The following is a 20,228-nucleotide window of genomic DNA, read 5'->3' as shown; positions in this document are numbered from 1 at the left end:
GGAGAAAACCATGACCAGTAGCCGTCATAATACCCGGGACATCTACCCGCCCACGGGTCCCGGACTGACAGCCAGAAGCTGGCTGACTGAGGCACCTCTGCGGATGCTGATGAACAACCTGCACCCGGATGTGGCGGAAAACCCGCACGAGCTGGTCGTTTATGGCGGGATCGGACGCGCCGCGCGCACCTGGCAGGACTTTGATACGATTGTGGCCAGCCTGCGCGATCTGAAAGACGATGAAACCCTGCTTGTTCAGTCGGGCAAACCAGTTGGCGTGTTCCGCACGCGTCCGGACGCGCCACGGGTTCTGATTGCCAACTCCAATCTGGTGCCGCACTGGGCCAACTGGGAGCATTTCAGCGAACTCGATAAGCGTGGACTGGCGATGTACGGGCAGATGACAGCAGGTTCCTGGATCTACATCGGAACGCAGGGCATCGTGCAGGGTACCTATGAGACCTTTATGGAGGCCGGACGCCAGCACTATGACGGAAACCTGCAGGGGCGGTGGATTCTGACTGGTGGTCTGGGTGGCATGGGCGGGGCCCAGCCGCTGGCGGCAGTGATGGCCGGCGCAAGCTGTCTGGCGGTCGAATGTGATGAAACCCGCGTCGATTTCCGGCTGCGCACCGGGTACGTTGATGAAAAAACCCATGTCCTGGACGATGCGCTCGATATGATCGGCGCCTGGACACGTGAAGGTACGGCAAAGTCTGTCGCTCTGATCGGCAACGCCGCAGATGTGTTCTCTGAGCTGGCGCAGCGAAAAGTGCGCCCTGATATTGTTACTGACCAGACCTCTGCGCATGACCCGCTGCATGGTTATCTGCCGCGTGGCTGGAGCGTGGCAGAGTGGCGTGCCCGGCAGGAAACCGACCCCCGGGCCGTTGAAGCTGCGGCACGGTCCGCGATGAAGGATCAGGTTGAAGCAATGCTGACGTTCTGGCGGGCAGGGGTGCCGACACTGGATTACGGAAATAATATCAGGCAGGTGGCGCTGGACGAAGGGTTAAAAGACGCATTTGACTTTCCCGGTTTCGTGCCCGCTTATATCCGGCCTCTCTTTTGTCGCGGCATCGGGCCGTTTCGCTGGTGCGCGCTTTCCGGTGATCCGGAGGATATCTGGAAGACCGATGCAAAGGTCAGAGAGCTGATTGATGATCCGCATCTGCATAACTGGCTCGACATGGCGCGGGAACGGATTGCGTTCCAAGGGCTGCCGGCCAGGATCTGCTGGGTCGGGCTGGGTCAGCGCCACAGACTTGGCCTTGCCTTCAACGAAATGGTGCGAAACGGCGAACTGTCCGCGCCTGTTGTGATCGGCCGGGACCATCTGGACAGCGGCTCTGTCGCGTCGCCCAATCGCGAAACCGAAGCAATGCTGGACGGGTCGGACGCTGTGTCCGACTGGCCGCTGCTGAATGCGATGCTCAATGTCGCCAGCGGCGCCACCTGGGTGTCAGTGCATCATGGTGGGGGCGTGGGTATGGGGTTCAGCCAGCATTCCGGGATGGTGATCTGCTGCGATGGCAGTGAGGACGCGGACAGGCGTATCGCAAATGTTCTCTGGAATGACCCTGCCACCGGTGTGATGCGCCACGCCGACGCAGGATATGATACCGCCCTCGAATGTGCCCGCGAACAGGGGCTGAACCTGCCGGGGATACTGAACCGGTGACGGCCAAAACAACATCAACACTTTAAGAAAACTTCCCAGACCGCGTCCGGGAGCAGCGCCTGTGCGGATTGACTGAACATAATCGTTTCTGACGTTTCAGAGCGGTGATCTGAACGGGATGAAAGCGGCCTGCGTCTGACGCGAAATGCCGGTCAGCGACAGAGCCCGTTTGTGTTTGAAATGATCGGCAGGCAACACAGGCCAGGCTGTTTCCTGTCCAAATGACTGCCCTCAGGGCGTGTATGCTTGCGGCGCGTAGCCGTTTGTGAAACCGTTCTCACATGGCCGCTGGGCCGTTTGCGGGGGGCAAATGTGATGAAGATACTGCCAGTTCTTACAATTATACCTGCTTGCGCCGGCACGTTTCTGTTGGCTGGCTTTATGCTGCTTCAGCCCGTCAGGGTGTCTGCTGACTGTGTACAGACAGAATTGTCAGACCCACCCCGCCAGGCATTTACCTGCTCACCCGGCTTTGTCATGGAGCGTGAGCCATCTGCGGCCATAACGATCAAGGAACGCCCGGGCGATGCGCCACCGCGTGCGATTGAACTTCAGAACGGAGCAATCCTGATCAATGTCGTTCCCGGCAGCCGGGCGACACAGATACGAACACCCGAGGCTATCGCTGCAGTCAGGGGAACGGTCTATATCGTGGACGCGCGCGCTGGAGAAACATCCGTTTTTGTGCTGGAAGGTGAGGTCACCGTGACGCGACCCGGCGACTCGTCAGTATTTGCCAGGGTCAACGCCGGTGAAGGGGCCGATGTGAGCAAAGACAGTGGTATTGTCGTCAGCCGCTGGCCACAGGACCGCGCTGTGGCTCTGCGCGCGCGTTTTGGTCGCTGACAGTTCACAATCGTTTTCCCGAAGTGCCGTCCTGCTGGCGCTCGGTGCTTTGCTGGTCTGGGTTGCCGTTGTCGTTCTGCCTCACATATCCGGGCGCACGGGAATTACAGAGGCGACCGAACTCCGCACTGCCGATCTTCGCTTTCGCCTGACGGGGCAGCAGGCGCCGGTTGCGGATATTGTGCTTGTCGCACTGGATGATGAAACACTGGAAGCAACCAGCGGTGCCGGACGGGCGGAGCTTGCAGGCCTGATCCGAAACATCAGTGCCAGCGGTGCCGGCGCACTGGCGATGGATGTGCTGCTGGCGGATGAGCGCGATACTGAAACCGACAGCGAACTGGCGGATGCTCTGGCCTCTGTCCCGTCAACCATTGCAGCAGCAGCACGGTTTGAGGGTGAGGCCACCAGCACACTGTTGCCGCACCCAAAGTTTGCTGCCGTCGCGCAGACCGGGCTGGTGAATATCTCAACAGATACCGGTGGCACCCCGCGTTACATGCCGCTTGTGCTTGAGGCCGGCGGTGCCTTCTATCCTGCTATGGCGCTTTCGGCTGTCGTTCTGTTTACGGGTGAGCAGGCATCATTCGGGCCAAATGACCTGAGTATAGGTAGCCGAAGTGTCCCGCTGAACGAGGCCGTATACCTGCCTCTGCGCCATCTGGGTCCGGCCGGGACCGTGCGGACGATCAGCGCAGAGCTGTTGCTTGCAGGCCCGAGACCAGACCTGCTGGATGGAAAACTGGTGGTGCTTGGGTTTACAGCATCCGGTGTTGGCGACCGTTTCCCCACCCCGTTTGATGACAGCACGCCGGGCGTGGAAATCATAGCGACGGCGGTGTCACAGATGCTCGGGGGCTCCGGATTGCGCCGCGATGCCTCTTTGCGCTGGTGGGATGCTGCGCATGCACTGGTTCTGACAGGCCTGTGTTTTCTTGCCCTCGTCCGGCTCCCCCTGTCACGGGCGGCGCTGGCCGTATCGGTGTTTGTCTCCATCAGTTGTCTGATCGCCTGGGCTGTTTTTGCCGCGGGTATCTGGATCAGCATGGCGGTGCCGCTGCTTGCCGCAGTTCCCCCGGTTTTTGCGGGTGCGGGTCTGCGTTACATGGCTGAGCGTCGCAGCGCGGTCCTGACTGAGCGGGCTGCATCCGCGCTCAGCCGGTTCCAGGCGCCGGCTCTTGCCGACCGGATTGCGCGTGATCCTGACTACCTTGTGCGTCCTGAGGACAGGTTCATGGCCATTCTGTTTGTGGATCTTTCCGGGTTTACAGGCCTGTCGCAACGGCTTGGCCCGGACGGGACGCGGGATCTTCTGCGCAGGTTCCACGAACTGACCGGCGAGGCGGTCGGACAGGCAGGGGGCAGCGTTCTCAACTATATGGGTGATGGCGCGCTTGCCGTTTTCGGTCTCGAAGCAGAAGAGTCCGGGGGGGCGGCGGATGCGGCGATGCGTGCGTCGTTTGCGATTGTTGGTGCCCTGGAAAACGCCCGGATGCCGGAAGCCGGTCAGGGGCAGACCTCCTGCCGGATCGGACTTCACTATGGACCTGTTGTCCTCTCGCGTCTTGGCGCCAGCAGCCAGCAGCAGGTCACTGTGTCCGGTGACAATGTGAATCTTGCAAGTCGCCTGATGGAAACGGCCAAGGAAACGGGTGCGGTTATCGTGGCAAGCCAGGACTTTGCCGCAGCGCTGAAAGAAGCACCAGCTTACCAGCCTGAGGAACGCGATGGCATAGCCGTGCGCGGGCGCAGCGGAGACATTTCAATTGTGTTCTGGACAGCGGCGGCGCTGGCAACGCGCAGGGTCTGACACTGCCGGTTACCGGGAAACGCTACCGGTGCGTGTCGCTGCCAGAAAGTGATTCTATTAAAACGAGAAAAGACAGCTGTCTGAAATACTGCCCTCTGGCGGGCAATCTGCCCGAAAAATTTGCAAACTAAAGGCAGGTTATCCGAAAAATGAGAAAAATAAGACCCATTTGCTGGGGGAAATAGTTAATGATTTCTGAATGGGGCGATATTTGAGTGCCACAGAACTGCCCCGGGATAATCACGGCACACAAGGCGCACGTAAGCGCGCTGATTTAAACACAAGAGGGACATATGCCAACAAAACTGGTCATCGGTCTGGATGGAGCGGGGTCGGGCAATCGTGCGCTCGAACATGGCAAGCAGCTTGCCCGGCTTATCGGAGACTGTGAGATTCTGGTGGTTTACGTGATCGAATGGTCGCCGTTCACTTTCCAGACAGCAGAGGAAAACGCGCAGCGTCACAAGCGGCGCGAGGAGGAAATTTCGATCGCGAACAGCAGGGTTATTGAGCCTGCCGTCGAACAGCTTTCGTCTGAGGGTTTCAGCGCCACGGGCAAAGTGCGCCACGGCGACGTCGCTGAGACGCTGAACGCAATCGCTGTCGAAAACGGCGCCGACCAGATCGTGGTCGGCCGGTCGTCGGAGAGCGGATTCACATCCCGCATTTTCGGCAGTTCGACCAGCAATCTTGTCATGCATGCCAGCATGCCAGTCACAGTTGTCGGGTGAGGGAATAATATGAAAACAGATATCAGATATCTTGCCGGCGCTGTCGCTGCGACCCTTCTGGCCAGTCCGGTTGCCGCTCAGGAAGCTCAGACGCTGGATCAGCGGGTAAACGAGATATTCGCTCAGTTTACCGGGCCTTTCGTCAGTTTTATTTTTGCGCCGTTTCCGGGCACCTCATTCCCGTGGATCGTGATGTGGCTGGTGATCGCAGCCACGGTCTTTACGGTCTATTTCGGGTTGGTCCAGGTGCGTTTCTTCGGCCATTCGATCTCGCTGGTCAAAGGGGATTACTCCGACCCGGATGATGCGGGCGAGGTCAGTCACTTTCAGGCGCTGGCCACGGCGCTGTCGGGAACTGTCGGTCTGGGCAACATTGCCGGTGTCGCGGTTGCCGTGGGTATCGGGGGGCCGGGGGCCACCTTCTGGATGATCCTCGCGGGTCTGCTGGGCATGGCCTCAAAGTTCACAGAATGTACGCTGGGCGTGAAATACCGCAATGAATACCCCGACGGCACAGTTTCGGGTGGCCCGATGTACTATATGTCCAAAGGGTTTGATGAACTGGGCCTGCCGGGTGGCAAAATACTCGCGGTGCTCTTCTCGGTTTTCTGTATTCTGGGGGCACTTGGTGGCGGGAACATGTTCCAGGCCAACCAGGCTCATGCGCAGATCTCCGGGATCGTCGGCGATTATCCGGGCTGGATTACCGGTCTGGTGTTTGCGGGTGTGGTTTTTGCCGTGATCGTGGGTGGTATCAAATCCATTGCCAACGTCACGGAAAAGGTCGTGCCCTTCATGGGCATTCTTTATGTCGGTGCCGCACTTATCATTCTGATCGTAAACTACGATATGATCGGCTGGGCGTTTGGCCAGATCTTTGCCGGTGCCTTTACCGGTCTGGGCGTCGCGGGCGGCTTTGTCGGCGCGCTGATCCAGGGGTTCAAACGGGCGGCCTTCTCGAACGAGGCGGGCGTTGGTTCTGCGGCGATTGCACACTCGGCGGTGAAAACCAAAGAGCCCATTACCGAAGGCTTCGTGTCCCTGCTTGAGCCGCTGATCGATACGGTTGTGATCTGCACAATGACGGCGCTTGTCATCGTGATCTCGCAGCAGCTGATCATTGATGAGGCCACGGGTAACTATGTGCTCAATGAAGCGGGCACGGCGATTGCGACAGTGGGCGGTGTTTCGGGTGTCGAACTGACGTCCGCGGCCTTTGCCTCCGGTATCAGCTGGTTCCCCTATGTGCTGGCCATTGCAGTTGTGCTCTTTGCCTTCTCGACCATGATCTCGTGGTCGTACTACGGGCTGAAAGCATGGACCTATCTCTTTGGCGAGGGCAAAGCGTCTGAGCTGACCTTCAAGGTAATCTTCTGCATCTTTATCGTGATTGGTGCCGCGGCCAGCCTTGGCCCCGTGATCGATTTCTCGGATGCGGCGATCTTTGCCATGGCGGTGGTCAACATCTTCGCGCTCTACTTCCTGATGAAGCTTGTGCGCCAGGAACTTGACTCCTACAGCGCGCGCCTGAAATCAGGTGAGATCAAGAAGTTCTCGCACTGACGGGACAGCCGGGGGCGGCACATCCGCCCCCGGTAGCTGCGGCGATTAACTGCGTACCAGCTGATAATCCGGATCATACGGTCCGGGTGCTGTCACTTCACAGCTGACCAGCTCACCGAGCATATCCACAGACAGCCTCTGACCTGGCTGTGCCAGGGCCGGATCGACAAAGGCCAGCGCCAGGTTCAGGCCCGTCCGGTGGCCGTAGTCGCCCGATGTCACTGTCCCGACAACTGAGCCATCCAGCATGACCGAGGCGCCCCCGTGAGCAGGTGCGTCATGGGTGCCGACTGTCAGCGTGACAAGCCTTTTACGGGGGCCCTGTGCCTGGCGTTGCAGCAGTGCCCCGCGCCCCACGAAGTCGGGTTTGTCCATCCTTACAAAGCGGTCGAGGCCGGTCTCAAAGGGGTCAAACTCAGTCAGTATTTCCGCTTTCCAGTGCAGATAGCCTTTTTCAAGGCGCATGGATTCCACTGCCCGGCTTCCAAACAGCCCCAAACCAAAGGCTTTGCCGGCGTTGCGCAGGGTCAGCCATGCTGCGTAAAGCTGGTTGTTCGGCACGTGGATTTCATATGCCAGTTCGCCCGAAAAGCTGACCGACATCACCACTGCAGGTGCGATGCCGATGAAACACTCCCGCACATGCAGCCAGGGAAAGGCATCCGCCGACCAGTCCTCACGACTGACAGCTGACAGAACGTCCCGCGCCTTTGGCCCGGCGAGCACCAGAATCGTGTGCTCGTTCGTCAGTGAACGGATCTGCACATCCTCATCCTGGCCCCGGTGTGCCTGCAGCCAGTCCATATCGTGGAATTCTGACGCAGCAGCCGAGCCATACCAGACACGCCCGCCGGGCAGCCGGGCCACCGTGGCCTCTGATTTGAGCATTCCCTGATGGTTCAGCAGATACCCCAGGCCAACGCGTCCCTCTTTCTTTAGTACGCGGCCACAGATCATTCGGTCGAGGAAGCCATCAACGTCTGATCCGGTCAGTTCAAACCGGTTGAAGCCGTTGACCTCGGTCAGTCCGACAGCCTTCTGCACGGTCGCAACTTCTCCGGCGACCAAGTCAAAGACGTTGTTGAACCGGAACCCATAGTCTTCGTGAAAATCCGGGTCCGGTTTGATGTATTCTATCCGTTCCCAGCCGTTCATCGTACCGAACGCGGCGCCCTCTGCTGCAAGGATCGGCGTCAGGGGCGTCGTCTTCATGGGCCTGCCGGCGGGGCGGTGTTCGTGCGGAAAGTGGAACCGGAATTCGTTCTGATAATCCTCGATCGCCTTGAGCGCTGTCAGTTCGACATTTGCATGGCCGGTAAACCGGCGCGGGTCGATCACCCAGGTGTCAAAGCAGGCCTCGCCGTGCACGATCTGCTGGGCCAGCAGCCAGCCGTGTCCGCCGCCTTCGCCCAGGCCCGCGCGCAACCCGATGATGCAGAACGCATTGCGTTTGCCCGGGATCGGCCCCACCAGCGGCGCGCCGTCAATGGTATAGGTAATCGGGCCGTTGACCACGGTGTGAATGCCGGTTTCCATCAGCGCAGGCATCCGTTCAAACGCGCCTTCCAGCACGTCCGTGACGCGGTCGAGATCGTCGGGGCAAAGCGCGTTCACAAAGTTCGGGTCGATCCCGTCCATGCCCCAGGTTTTGCAGTCCTGCTCGTAAAAACCCACCAGCAGACCGTTCTTTTCCTGACGGCAATAGTAATCGCTGATCGGACAGCGCAGCAGCGGCATGCGGTGCCCGGCCTCTTTGATCGCGGGGATTTCCACGGTCAGGAAATACTGATGCTCCATCGACATGACAGGGTGGTGCACACCCATCATCGCGCCGACCTCATTCACCCGGTAACCACAGGCGTTTACGACAATCTCTGCGTGAACATCGCCCTTTTCGGTGGAAACGATCCAGCTGTCGTCTGCCAGCTGTCGCAGCGCGGTGACGGGTGTGTTTCGGTGCACTTCTGCACCGGCTTTGCGCGCCCGTCGTGCCAGCGCCTGACACAGCTGCGCCGGGTCGATGTCACCATCGAGCGGGTCCCACAAACCACCGATCAGATTGTCGGTCGAGATCAGAGGATGACGGCGCGCGCATTCCTCGGCGTCGATGACCTCAAAATGCACGTCCATCCCCCGCGCCATCGAGGCGAAATGCCGGTATCCGTCCATCTGCTTCTCGGTGTTCGCAAGGCGTATGCCGCCGTCACCATGGTGATAGTTGATCGGATATTCAGGGTCTTCTGCCAGTTCTTTATACAGACTGATCGAATGTGTTTTCAGCCCGACCATTGTCTGGTTCATACCAAAATTTGTGACCTGCGCCGCCGAGTGCCAAGTCGTACCGGATGTAAGCTCGTTGCGCTCCAGCAGCATCACGTCGCTCCAGCCTTCGCGGGTGAGGTGGTAGAGAGTAGAGCAGCCCGCAATTCCTCCGCCAATTACGACGACTTTGGCTGTGTTTCTCATAGTTATTCTCCGATGCTCACACACTGCCGAAGTGATGGCAGCCCACTATGCCGCGTCAAGGTAATCAGACGGATACAGATTTTTTCGAAATAGTCTTTGGAAAAATCCGAAAAGCGGGTGGCGGCACTTGTCAGGCACGGGCCGGGAACGGCAGCATCACAGATGTAACCGGCAGAGGGAGCGGCACATATGGCACCCGGGGCAGGTCGCCGCAAAGGCAGGGCGGCGCTGAAAGCGCAGCGGGCAAAAGCACCGGAGTTCAATCCGGCGGCACCCGGGCAGTCCGGCGGGGCTTACAGGCCGCTGAGCGACAGTGACCTCAATGCAATTCTGGATACGGCCCTGAGGCTGCTGGCAGAACTCGGGATGGGTGAGGTGCCGGACCGCCTGCGCCAGGACCTCCTGCGGTCGGGCGCCGCAGAAAGACCGGATGGCCGGGTGACATTTCCCCGTGGCCTTGTGTCAGATGCCATTGATCAGGCCGCAAAGAGCTTTGTTCTGCACGGCCGGGACCCTGACAGGTCTATCGAGGTTGGCGGCGACCGGGTCTGGTTTGGCACGGGAGGTGCCGCCGTTCAGACACTTGATCTGGAGACAGGCCTTTACAGGCCCTCGACGCTGCGCGATCTGCACGATTTTACACGCCTGCAGGACCGGCTGACAAACATCGGCTGGTTCACGCGGTGTTGCATTGCCACGGACGTGGCTGATCCGTTCGATCTGGATGTGAACACCGCGTACGCCCTGATGAAGAATACCACACGTCCGGTCGCGACCGCCTTTACCCTGGCCGAACATGTGGCACCGCTGGTCAGAATGTTTGATATTGTCGCGGGTGGCGAAGGTGAATTTTCAAAACGCCCCTTTGTCAAAGCGCATATCAGCCCCGTGATATCACCAATGCGTTACGGCGAAGACGCTGTCGACGTGACCTATGCCTGTCTTGAACACAATATTCCTGTGTCGTGCATCACCGCGGCGCAGTCCGGTGCTACAGCACCTGCGACACTGGCAGGTTTTCTGGCGCAGTCGCTGGCCGAAACACTGGGGTCACTGCTTATGGTTCACGCTGTCCGGCCGGGTCATCCGATGGTGTTCTCAAACTGGCCGCTGGTGGTCGATTTGCGGACCGGCGCCTTTGCGGGTGGTGGCGGAGAGACTGCTCTGCTGAATGCCGCATCGGCCCAGCTCAGCAACTGGCTGGGGCTGCCGTCCGGGGTTGCCGCATCCATGACAGACGCCAAGGCAATCGACGCGCAGTACGGCGCGGAAAAAGGAATTTCCTCTCTCGCGGCGGCCTTGGCGGGGGGGAACCTGATCTACGAGAGCTCCGGTATGACCGCGTCGCTGCTGGGTGCCAGTTTCGAGGCCTTTGTGCTGGATGATGAAATGCATGCTGCCACGTACCGCACATTGCGCGGTGTGGAAGTGACAGAGGATAATCTGGGATATGAGGCGATATGCGACGCCGTTCTAGGGGCCGGGCATTTTCTGGGGGGGACACATACCAGCGCTGCGATGGAGCGGGATTACTTCTACCCGTCGCTTGCCGATCGCGAAGCACCCCGTACATGGGAAGAGAACGGTGCCGAAGACGCATGGAGCAGGGCGCGCGATAAAGCGTGCCGCATTCTGCGCGAACACCACCCGGAATACCTCAATGCAGCGCAGGATCGTGCAATACGAGAGGCTTTCAGGGTTCTGAAGTGAAACTGGCGTGCTCCGGCACCAGCATTTTCCCGATAAGCCAGGGCATTTTATCCACCGCAGGGGTCACCACGCTGTCACTGATCAGGCTTCGCATGTGGTTCCGGACGATCTGAGTTGTCATGGGATCAAAATCGGCGCGGGCAAACACGGAAATATAGCGGGCGAATTCCCTGCCCGGGAGGGGCGCGATCTTTACTCTGTCGCGAAAGCGCCGTGCGCGCAGGTAGTTTGTAGGAGTGGTGATGGCCCAGCCGGTGCCATCGGCGATCATGCCCATGAGCGACTGGTTGCTTTCGAACTGAAACCTGTGGGGCAGATCAATCCGCTGGCGGCGCAGGTGCGCGCTGATCTGTTTGCCGATAAGCTGGTCATCGCTGTAGCGCAGAAAGGGCAGGTCAGACTGACTGGACAGCATGTCGGCAGGAGCAGCCGAGGCACCGGCCGGCATGGCCAGAACGTAAGGGTCGCGCAGAACCGGCCACTCTGTCATGCCGTCAGGAGGGGACTGGGGCCTTGTTGCGATACCGATGTCGATTTTACGGCTGTGCAGCAGGGCAAGGATATCGTGGCTTGGCCGGGTAAGGTGCACAAACCGGCACGATGTCATATCCCGCGCAAGCAATCTTGCCAGGTCGGGCGCAACACTGCTGTCAAAGTCCTCAATAAGTGCCAGACGCAGGTTGCGCACGTCTGACAGACGCCCTGTCAGCGCAGCACTTTCGGCTTTGCGCAGAATGTCCAGCGCGTCATCGACGTATTCAAGGAATGCCGCGCCCTCTGCTGTCAGTGCCATGGGGCGCCTGGCGTGATCCAGCAGGGCAACCCCCAGTGCCTCCTCAAGCTGGCTCAGGTGATGTGACACAGTGCTGACGGACAGGCCAGCTTCACGCGCAACTGTCCTGATCTGTCCGCAGCGGGCGGTTTCGCGGAAAAGTTCCAGCGACTTGAGGCTGAGTTTTGACCGGTGCATGGCGGTTCTCCGTTTCTGCACCGGACAGTATCGCGTTTATTGCCTGTTTGAAATTTCCGAAACAGGGTTTCGACGATTTTACATCTGGTATCCGGGGGTGGATTTCGAGATTGCGGTCTCTTCGTCGTTCATCTCGGCATCAATTTCCTCGAACATCGGTGTCGAGAGATAGCGCTCGCCCGTATCCGGCAGCATGCACAGGATAACCGATCCGGGCGCTGCCGTTCCGGCGACTTGTTGCGAAATGGCAAAGGTCGACCCGCCCGAAATTCCGGTGAGAATGCCTTCTTCAGCGGCCAGCCTGCGGGCCCACGCGATACCGTCGGTCCCGGCGACGGGCAGCAGCTCATCGTAATAACTGCTGTCCAGCCCTTCCTGCAGAACCGCCGGGATAAAGTCCGGTGTCCATCCCTGGATCGGATGTGGCTCAAAGGCGCTGTGGCTGACCGCAGGGGCCCCGTTGTCGCGCCGGTCCTGGGCTACACCACTGCCGACCAGCTGTGCATTTGCGGGCTCGGTAAGGATGATTTTCGTGTCAGGCCGTTCCCTGCGCATGACGCGCCCGATCCCAGTGACAGTCCCACCCGTCCCGTAGCCCGTGACGATGTAGTCGAGCCTGCGGCCGGCAAAATCTCCCAGGATTTCCTGTGCGGTTGTGGCTTCGTGAATATCGGCGTTGGCTTTTGTCTCGAACTGGCTTGCGAGGAACCAGCCGTTCGCTTCGGCCAGTTCAGCCGCCTTGTTATACATACCGAAACCTTTTTCGGCACGGGGCGTCAGAATGACCTTTGCGCCCAGCATCCGCATCAGGCGGCGGCGCTCGATCGAAAAACTGTCCGCCATCGTCACAACCAGCGGATAACCCTTTTGTGCACAGACCATCGCCAGACCGATGCCAGTGTTGCCCGATGTCGCCTCGACCACGGTCTGGCCGGGTTTCAAGGTGCCGGACCGTTCGGCGGCCTCGATGATATTCAGGGCGAGGCGGTCCTTGACCGATGCGGCAGGATTGAAGAACTCGGCTTTGACGTAAAGCTCGACGCCCTCTGGTGCGAGGTTGTTGATGCGGATCACCGGCGTATTGCCGACGGTATCCAGAACTGAATCGAATGTTTTGCCCTGACCTGTCGTCCGGCGGATGGAGGAAGCTGTCATCGGATGTCCTTTCTGTCCCGGTGATTTCGGGTGTCGCGATACTGGCGCGGGCCTGCAGCATCACGCAGGTGCGACCTGTTTGGCAACCATTTAAGCAAACCCGCGCCGGCGAAGGTGGCTGGTGCTGCCTTGTCAGCCGCCGCGGGCCGGTGCTAGCGTAACGCCACCTAACCGGGCAGCGGGGTGTCTACCGGACCCGCCCGACGTCACAAAGGTGGCGCGTGAAATCTCCGCTTTTGACATCCCTTTTCAGGGAAACGGAACGCAGGACGGGGAGGTAACTGTCATGTTCAGAACGGGAATCGCCGGTATTGGCGATATGGGCAGCGGTATCGCGCTTAATCTTATCAGAAACGGGTTTGAAGTCTCGGGATATGACCCGAAACCCGACAGGATGCAGGCATTCATCGACATGGGCGGTAAGGCCGTGGTGAACCCAGCCGAAATCGGCCGGTCCGCAGATGTCGTATTTGTCATGGTGATGACAGGGCAGGAGGCACGCGACGTGATCCTCGGTCCCGACGGGCTGGTGTCGCATATGGCGCCGGGCGGCACTGCGATCCTGAGCGCTACGGTCCGGCCCGACGAGGCCCGCGCAATCGGCGCGGACATGGAGGGATCAGGCATTGATCTGGTCGACACGCCGGTGTCGGGCGGTTACCCGGGTGCACAGTCCGGCACTCTGACGATGATGGCAGCGGCGCCGGATGACGTGCTGGACCGAGTTGCCCCGGTGATGCAGGCGGTTTCCGCAAACATTCACCGGGTCGGCACCCGACCGGGAGATGGTCAGACGGTCAAGGCCTGCCTTCAGTCACTCATCGGCGCGCAGTTCTCCGCTACCTTTGAGGCCGCCGCACTTGCGGCGAAGGCTGGTGTGCCGGGACAGGTTATTCTGGACGTTTTCTCAACCTCTTCTGCCGGCTGTGGCGTCGTCAACAACGCGCTGGAAAAGATCATCGACCGGCAGTTCGAGGGAACCGGCAGCCATATCAACACGATGCACAAGGATCTGACGATCTCGATGGGTCTTGGCGAAGCGCTGGGCGTGCCGTTACATACAGCCGCCGCTGCGATGCAGATATTTCATGCCGGCCGGACAAAATATCCTGACGGCGACAACTGGGTCTGTACACGCGTTATCGAGGAAATCATCGGAGCTGAACTGCACCGCGAGGGCAGCAGGTGAAGCTGGGCGTTATCTGCGACGGCATCAGCCGCGATCTCGCCCGGGCCGTTGATGTGATGGACGATTTTGGCCTGACCTATGCCGAACTGCAGTTTGTGGGTGACACCGAAGTCGGCGATCATTCACCGGAACAAATCCGGCAGATCGACACGTTGCTGCGTGATCGCGGCAAACCTGTTTCCTGTCTCTCCCGCCACATCTTTGCCGGTCTGACAACCGGTAACCACGCGGGAGATCCCGAGCATACCGTCCATATGGATGCCCTGAAACGTGTGATCGATATGGCGCACCGGACCGGCGCACCGCTGGTGCGGATCATGACCCAGAAAAAAGAGCAGATTCTCTGGGGTCACGGTGGCGCCGAGGTCTGGAACGTGGCGCAGGGCGCCTGGGACAGTTTGTTGTCGATGACTGCGCCAGCGGTTGAACTGGCACGGGCAGAAGGGATCAGGCTTGTGGTCGAAACGGGCAACGGTACCATGGTCAACTCAAGTTATACTGCGCGGCGGATGATTGACGACCTGGATGCAAAGGATGTGCTGCAGGTGCTGTGGGATCCTGCCAATAACTGCTGGTGTCATGAAACAGCCTGGCCGGATGGCTATGGCGCACTGCGTGGCGGATACCTTGGCCATCTGCACATCAAGGATGTCATCGTCGATACCCCCCGCGCTACACTTGAGGTCCGACGTCTGGGAGAGGGACAGCTTGGTCCGGTGTTGCGTCCCATCGCTGACGCGCTGCGGGCTGACGGGTATGATGGCGTTGTCTCGCTTGAAAGCGTGTGGCACCCGGGCAATGGCAGTTTCGAAGACGGATTTCGCCAGTGTGTCGGACCGTTTACTGAGATTTTCGGCCCTGACTGACCTCGGACGGAGTCCGCGGCCTTTGAATTGCGTTCATGCAGGATTAGAGTTGCACCGTGGCCCGTGAAACCGGGCGGGAGCAGGTGGGGCTGACAATCGAAACGCCCCCAAGAAGGACGGGCAGGTGGACGTACAACGCCACGAGATTGCAACGCTGCAAACCGGCGCGGGAACGGTTTTCGGCGTCGTCGCGCCCGTAGACGGCGCGCAGACCAGCATGGTGTTTACAGATGTCGGATTTCCGCGTGATGCGCTCGACAGCAACGCCGGGTTTGACATCCGTGCGGTACGCCGCATCGGTAACGCGTTGCAGATCATAGGTAAATCGCCCGCGCCGGACAACGGTGTTGTGCTGCCTCTCACCGGTGAGGAGATGCAGGTTATTTCCCTGAAGCCGCAGCCGGAACTCTTTGACGACCTGAATACCTGCGTTGCGATCAGGCATGCAGAGACAGCAGAAAACGTGCGCGACTGGCTTGTCTTTCACGCCGGCCAGCATGACCTCGAGGCGTTGTTGCTGATCGACCGGGCCGCCGATCCCGAGACCAGCGCACTGGAAACTCTGTTGAACGCGCGTCCGGTGCCCGGGATCAGACGCGTTCTGATCCTGCGTTTTGATACGCCACTGGGTGTGCCCGGCGAGGGTGACGCGCGCCTGCCGTGGTACGCGCCCGATGCGCCGGGCCGTGATCGGATGCAGCACCCGCTGCCGGATCAGGAGAACGCCCCCTACGGTGCCGTCATTCTGTACGAAATGACGCGATACCTGTACCTGGGAAAAGCTGCAGGTGTCATGAACCTGGACGTCAGCGATCTGCTGCTCCCTCTGAAAGGCGATACCGTTTTCGACGCAGCGGCGCGGTCGCCGCGCGGTGTCCTGTTGCTGAAAGGCGAGCGGATTTACCCATGGGGCCTGCGTCCGGGCGGGACAACAGGGTTCGGAGATCATATCTGCCGGAGATTTGATGCGGAGGGGGGAGCGTCGCGGTGGTGCGTCGCACCGGACAGGGTATCCGGCGCTGCGATCTGGCGGCAGGTACGTATCGTCGGTGCAACGGATGATGACACGCCGCAGATGCCCTTCGTCCAGGCGATGGCGTTACGCCACCCGGGTGTACAGGTCTCTGGTATCGCGCCCAAGTCCAGCCTTTCCGAAGATAAAGAACTGATAGCCCTTTTTGCCGGACATTTTGGTGAAACGCCCCGGCGTGCGCCCCGTGTCAGCCTGAAACCGCGACCGGGCGCAGATGCCAACCGGACCGGCATTGTGACCTGTATGAAGAACGAGGGGCCGTTTATCCTTGAATGGCTTGCCTGGCACCGGTCCATCGGCGTTACCGATTTCATCGTGTATTCCAACGACTGCACCGACGGAACCGACAGCTTTCTGAGCCTCCTTGAGGAAAAGGGTCTTGTCCGCCACCGTGACAACCCTTTCCGGCAGATGGGGATGAAACCGCAGCATGCCGCACTTCATGCTGCCGACCAGGAACCGCTGTTTGCGGATCTCGACTGGGTTGTGTCGATGGATGTGGATGAGTTTATCAACATCCACGTTGGAGAGGGGAAGTTAACGGATCTTTACGCGGCAGTGGGTGATGCGAACCTGATCTCAATGACCTGGCGGCTTTTCGGCAATGCCGGTGTGGAAAAATTCGAAGATCAATTTGTTACTGAACAGTTCGCCCGATGCGCGGCACAGTTCACCCGGAAACCGCATCAGGCCTGGGGATTCAAAACGCTGGTGCGGAACATCGGGATATTCCGCAAAATGGGCGTTCACCGACCCAAGGGTCTCCAGCCTCAGCTGGTTGATGAAATCAGGTGGGTGAACGGATCAGGGGCGGCGCTGCCACGCAGCGAATACCGCAACGCCTGGAGATCTACGACAGCGACCTGGGGGTACGATCTGGTAACGCTCAACCACTATGCACTGCGCTCCGCTGACAGCTTTCTGGTCAAGCGCGACCGGGGCCGGGTGAACCACGTGGATCGGGATCAGGGACTCAATTACTGGTTTCGCATGAACCACAATGCTCAGGAGGACCATTCGGCGCAGCGCCTTGTACCGGGAGCGCGCGCTGAATTCGACCGGCTGATGCAGGACGCGGAAATCGCCGCTGCGCACAATCAATGTGTCGAGGCCCACTGTGCGCATATCCGGGCGCTGAAGAAAACGCAGAAATACCAGCAGTTCTACAGTGAGATTACCGGACAGCGCCTGCAGAAACTGTCGCTCATGCTGCGCGCTTTCGGGTCTGCGGTTTTTGCACAGGGTCCTGATTGCATACCGGATCACGTGCTGGACGAGGCCGGAAACCCTGACTTTTTCTTTACTGTTGAGGCGGAGGCTTCGCTGGAGGAAGAAACCTGAGAAGATCAGGCGTTCACCTGTTCCGCGAGCTGGGCCGCAGCCCTTTTCAGAGGCTCGACGAACTGTCTGAGTGTCTCGGGGGTCTGTCGCTGTATCGGCGCATGGACGGACAGCGTGGACATCAGGCGCTTCTGATTGTCCAGCACCGGCACCGCCACCGCAGCCATATCTTCCATGAACTCCTGATTGTCGCAGGAGTAGCCCCGTCTGCGCGTCAGTTCGATCTCTGATTTCAGCGCCACACGGTCAGTGATCGTACCGGGCGCATGCCGTTCCAGTCGCGCGCTTTCCAGATAGCGGTCCAGGTACGAAGGGCGCAGCGACGACAGGTACATCTTGCCACTGGCCGTGCAGTGAAAAGGCACCTGGGTGCCCACCGGCAGCTGAATGCGCAGTGGCCAGTGTGTCTCGATACGGTCAAGATATGTCATGCCCTCGCGGTCAGGCATGGCAATGTTGCAGGTCTCACCGATTTCATCGGCAACACCGCGCAGGATGTTCAGACGCAGCATGCGTACCCGCTGCGATGAAATAGCATTGACGGCCATCGTCCGGAGCCGGGGCCCCGGAGAATAGGAACGGCCGTCAATATCACGTTGCAGGAACCCTTCGGCCTCGGCGGTGTTGAACAGTCTGTGCAACGTGGGCTTTGGCAGGTTCAGGGCATCCTTGATCACCGAGGGGGTGACCGGCACACCGGCCTTCACCACTTCCTCCAACAGGACCAGCAACCTGAGATTGGTGGGTATCTGGTCCTGTTTTTCAGTCATGTTTCCGTCCGGCAATTCTGTCTGGTCCTCTGCTTATTGCATCAACTGAACCAACCACAAGGCGGTGATCGGTGTCAGAGCAACAAAAATCCAGACGATCAGGAGTGACACAAGGTACATCGTGGAGAACTTGAGCAGCCTGAAGTAGGGCACTCCCGTCACCCCGGACGCGACATAAAGGTTCAGACCATATGGCGGCGTGATGAACCCGATTGACGCACCCACAAGGAAGACCACGGCAAAGTGGATCGGATCCACACCGACAGACACGGCAATCGGTGCCAGAATCGGTGCCAGGATGATCGTCACGGGCAGGGATTCAAGGATCATACCGGTTACAAACACGATGACCATCGCTGTGGCCAGAACCGCGTAGTATCCGCCCATGCCGGTGACAAAGTCGCCGATGTACTCTTTTGCGCCCAGCGATGACAGGACCTGCTGCATCGCAACCGACACAGCAATCAGCGGCACCAGAATACCCGTGATCTGAGCGGAGCGGGATACGATGGCCGGCACGCTCGGCAGGGTGAAGCCTTCGACGACAAACATCGACATAAAGCTTTTTTCCTCGACCGGAATGTCTGCGTCGCTGCCCAGCAGTTTGTTCAGCGGGTAGCAAAGGATACCCACAAAGACACAGAAACCCACGGTAATCCCGGCAGCCTCGGTTGGTGAGAACTTACCGGTGTAGATGCCCCACAGAACCAGGCCGATGGCAAAAAAGCCCAGCCATGCGCCGAACGCTGTTTTGAGGACCCGTGCGAATGACAGCCTGATAAGGATACCCCAGCCGTTGATGGTGCAGACGATGAAAGCAACCGCCATCATGGCAATAACCATCAGCGTACCGGGAAGGATCCCCGCGATGAAGAGCTCCGAGATGGGCAGGTTCATCAGGAAGCCGTAAACAATGAAGATGATCGACGGCGGAATGATGATCCCGACCGTACCACCCGCGGCAGCGGTTGCCGCCGAGAAGCGCTCATCATAGTTGCCCTTGACCATTTCAGGATGCAGCATGGAGCCGATTGTGGCAGTCGTTGCAGAGTTTGATCCGGAGATCGCAGCGAACAGTCCGCAAGCTGCGATAGAGGCCATCGCGAGGCCCCCGCGCAGCCACCCCAGACAGGAATAGGCAAAATTCGACAATCGTCGGGCAATGCCGGACTGGTTGATCAGGTCCCCGGTCAGAATGAACAGTGGCATCGCAAGAAGCGCAAAGCCTTTGCTGAAGACGTTGATGAGCTCATTGCCCGTGTTCGACAGCGGCAGGCCGATGACGAAGCTGCAGCCGATGACCCAGTAAAAAATAACAAGAAGCACCGGAGTTCCGAGCATAAAGAGCGCCGTCACGCCCAGCGAAATAAGTGTGATCCATGATCCGTCGGACATTATACGTCTCCCCCGATAACGGCTTGCTTGATGATCGGGCTGCCGGACCGGTAGTTATTCCAGTCTTCCAGCCAGTTTCCGATGACGCGGCCAGACATCAGTGTGAATGCAATGGGGACGGTGATGTAGAACCACCACTTCATCACATCATCGACGCCATCGACGAGCTGGAAGTTGTCTGCGGAAAGTGCCGTGAACCGCAGCGACGTGGTGATTGCGATCCAGCAGAAGCCGAGCCACAGCAGCGCGTCCATCGTCAGTGTCAGCATCTGCCCAGTCGGGCCCATTTTCGCGCGAAATTCGCTGAAGCTCAGGTGGGTGCGCAGTTTTACGTTATACGAACACGCAAACCAGGCCATGACCATAAAGAGAAATGGCGGCACTGTTGTGGATCCGGACCACTGGTTCGAGAATACAAAACGGTCAATGACGCCCCAGCAGATGATGCCGGCGATGATCAGGTACATCGTGACTGAAAGCCCGCGTTCCAGATGCTTTTCGGCGAATGGCACCAGCTGGTAAAACAGATGTGCCACAAATCCGCATACGAATGTCGCTACAAAGCAGAACAGCCACATACCATCGGCGTCAAATGCCTGCCTCATATCCCAGGAACTGCCTGAGAATAATGCGGGAACAACGGCCACCGCTTCAGCCAAAATCGACATAAAGATCTCCCCCTCGCTTTAAGAATTCCGCCAC

Annotated in this window: 15 protein-coding genes; 9 read left to right on the top strand and 6 right to left on the bottom strand. The window is 59.2% G+C overall.

What is annotated here, in order from left to right:
- The first annotated feature begins 10 nt into the window (after positions 1–10).
- The 5 genes from hutU to Q0792_RS06880 all read left to right on the top strand — a co-directional run bounded on the left by hutU (position 11) and on the right by Q0792_RS06880 (position 6,631).
- Entirely contained in the window at positions 11–1,681 is a 1,671-nt protein-coding gene (gene hutU / locus Q0792_RS06900) for a urocanate hydratase (protein WP_298837932.1), read from the top strand.
- Positions 1,682–2,110: 429 nt separating this feature from the next.
- Entirely contained in the window at positions 2,111–2,527 is a 417-nt protein-coding gene (locus tag Q0792_RS06895; protein WP_298837930.1) for a FecR family protein, read from the top strand.
- Positions 2,466–4,337, top strand: a complete 1,872-nt coding sequence (locus tag Q0792_RS06890; protein ID WP_298837927.1) for a CHASE2 domain-containing protein — start codon at positions 2,466–2,468, stop codon at positions 4,335–4,337. The genes Q0792_RS06895 and Q0792_RS06890 overlap by 62 nt, the downstream gene beginning before the upstream one ends.
- 293 nt (positions 4,338–4,630) lie before the next feature.
- Entirely contained in the window at positions 4,631–5,068 is a 438-nt protein-coding gene (locus tag Q0792_RS06885) for a universal stress protein (RefSeq protein ID WP_298837924.1), read from the top strand.
- Positions 5,069–5,077: 9 nt separating this feature from the next.
- Entirely contained in the window at positions 5,078–6,631 is a 1,554-nt protein-coding gene (locus tag Q0792_RS06880) for a sodium:alanine symporter family protein (RefSeq protein WP_298837921.1), read from the top strand.
- Between the two features lie 45 nt (positions 6,632–6,676).
- On the opposite strand, the gene Q0792_RS06875 is transcribed toward Q0792_RS06880, so the two are convergent.
- Positions 6,677–9,097, bottom strand: a complete 2,421-nt coding sequence (locus Q0792_RS06875) for an FAD-dependent oxidoreductase (RefSeq protein ID WP_298837918.1) — start codon at positions 9,095–9,097, stop codon at positions 6,677–6,679.
- A 189-nt stretch (positions 9,098–9,286) separates the two neighbouring features.
- Here Q0792_RS06875 and Q0792_RS06870 point away from each other — a divergent pair, with 189 nt between their 5' ends.
- Positions 9,287–10,807, top strand: a complete 1,521-nt coding sequence (locus Q0792_RS06870; RefSeq protein ID WP_298837916.1) for a trimethylamine methyltransferase family protein — start codon at positions 9,287–9,289, stop codon at positions 10,805–10,807.
- Here the strand turns inward: Q0792_RS06870 and Q0792_RS06865 are convergent.
- Positions 10,791–11,777 carry a LysR family transcriptional regulator gene (locus Q0792_RS06865; RefSeq protein ID WP_298837913.1) on the bottom strand — a complete coding sequence of 329 codons (987 nt, stop codon included), beginning with the start codon at positions 11,775–11,777 and terminating at the stop codon, positions 10,791–10,793. The genes Q0792_RS06870 and Q0792_RS06865 overlap by 17 nt on opposite strands.
- A gap of 78 nt (positions 11,778–11,855) precedes the next feature.
- Positions 11,856–12,932: a PLP-dependent cysteine synthase family protein gene (locus Q0792_RS06860; protein WP_298837911.1), complete on the bottom strand. Its 1,077-nt coding sequence runs from the start codon at positions 12,930–12,932 to the stop codon at positions 11,856–11,858.
- 286 nt (positions 12,933–13,218) lie between these two features.
- Here Q0792_RS06860 and Q0792_RS06855 point away from each other — a divergent pair, with 286 nt between their 5' ends.
- The 3 genes from Q0792_RS06855 (at position 13,219) to Q0792_RS06845 (ending at position 17,361) form a co-directional block, all read left to right on the top strand.
- Positions 13,219–14,121 carry an NAD(P)-dependent oxidoreductase gene (locus Q0792_RS06855; protein ID WP_298837910.1) on the top strand — a complete coding sequence of 301 codons (903 nt, stop codon included), beginning with the start codon at positions 13,219–13,221 and terminating at the stop codon, positions 14,119–14,121.
- Positions 14,118–14,987, top strand: a complete 870-nt coding sequence (locus Q0792_RS06850) for a sugar phosphate isomerase/epimerase (protein WP_298837908.1) — start codon at positions 14,118–14,120, stop codon at positions 14,985–14,987. Before Q0792_RS06855 ends, Q0792_RS06850 begins: the two co-directional genes overlap by 4 nt.
- A gap of 124 nt (positions 14,988–15,111) precedes the next feature.
- Positions 15,112–17,361 (top strand): glycosyltransferase family 2 protein, encoded by a 2,250-nt coding sequence (locus tag Q0792_RS06845; RefSeq protein ID WP_298837906.1) that lies wholly within the window; start codon positions 15,112–15,114, stop codon positions 17,359–17,361.
- A 5-nt stretch (positions 17,362–17,366) separates the two neighbouring features.
- On the opposite strand, the gene Q0792_RS06840 is transcribed toward Q0792_RS06845, so the two are convergent.
- From Q0792_RS06840 to Q0792_RS06830, 3 genes are read right to left on the bottom strand one after another with little or no spacing between them, the layout of a single operon-like run.
- Entirely contained in the window at positions 17,367–18,131 is a 765-nt protein-coding gene (locus tag Q0792_RS06840; protein WP_298837904.1) for an IclR family transcriptional regulator, read from the bottom strand.
- Between the two features lie 33 nt (positions 18,132–18,164).
- Positions 18,165–19,526, bottom strand: a complete 1,362-nt coding sequence (locus Q0792_RS06835) for a TRAP transporter large permease (RefSeq protein WP_298837901.1) — start codon at positions 19,524–19,526, stop codon at positions 18,165–18,167.
- Positions 19,526–20,194, bottom strand: coding sequence for a TRAP transporter small permease (locus tag Q0792_RS06830; RefSeq protein ID WP_298837898.1), 669 nt, complete (start codon positions 20,192–20,194; stop codon positions 19,526–19,528). Before Q0792_RS06830 ends, Q0792_RS06835 begins: the two co-directional genes overlap by 1 nt.
- Positions 20,195–20,228 lie beyond the last annotated feature (34 nt).

Origin of the sequence: uncultured Roseobacter sp. (assembly GCF_947495025.1) — a bacterium.
Taxonomy (GTDB): domain Bacteria; phylum Pseudomonadota; class Alphaproteobacteria; order Rhodobacterales; family Rhodobacteraceae; genus Roseobacter.
This window is presented reverse-complemented; position numbering and strand designations above follow the sequence as displayed.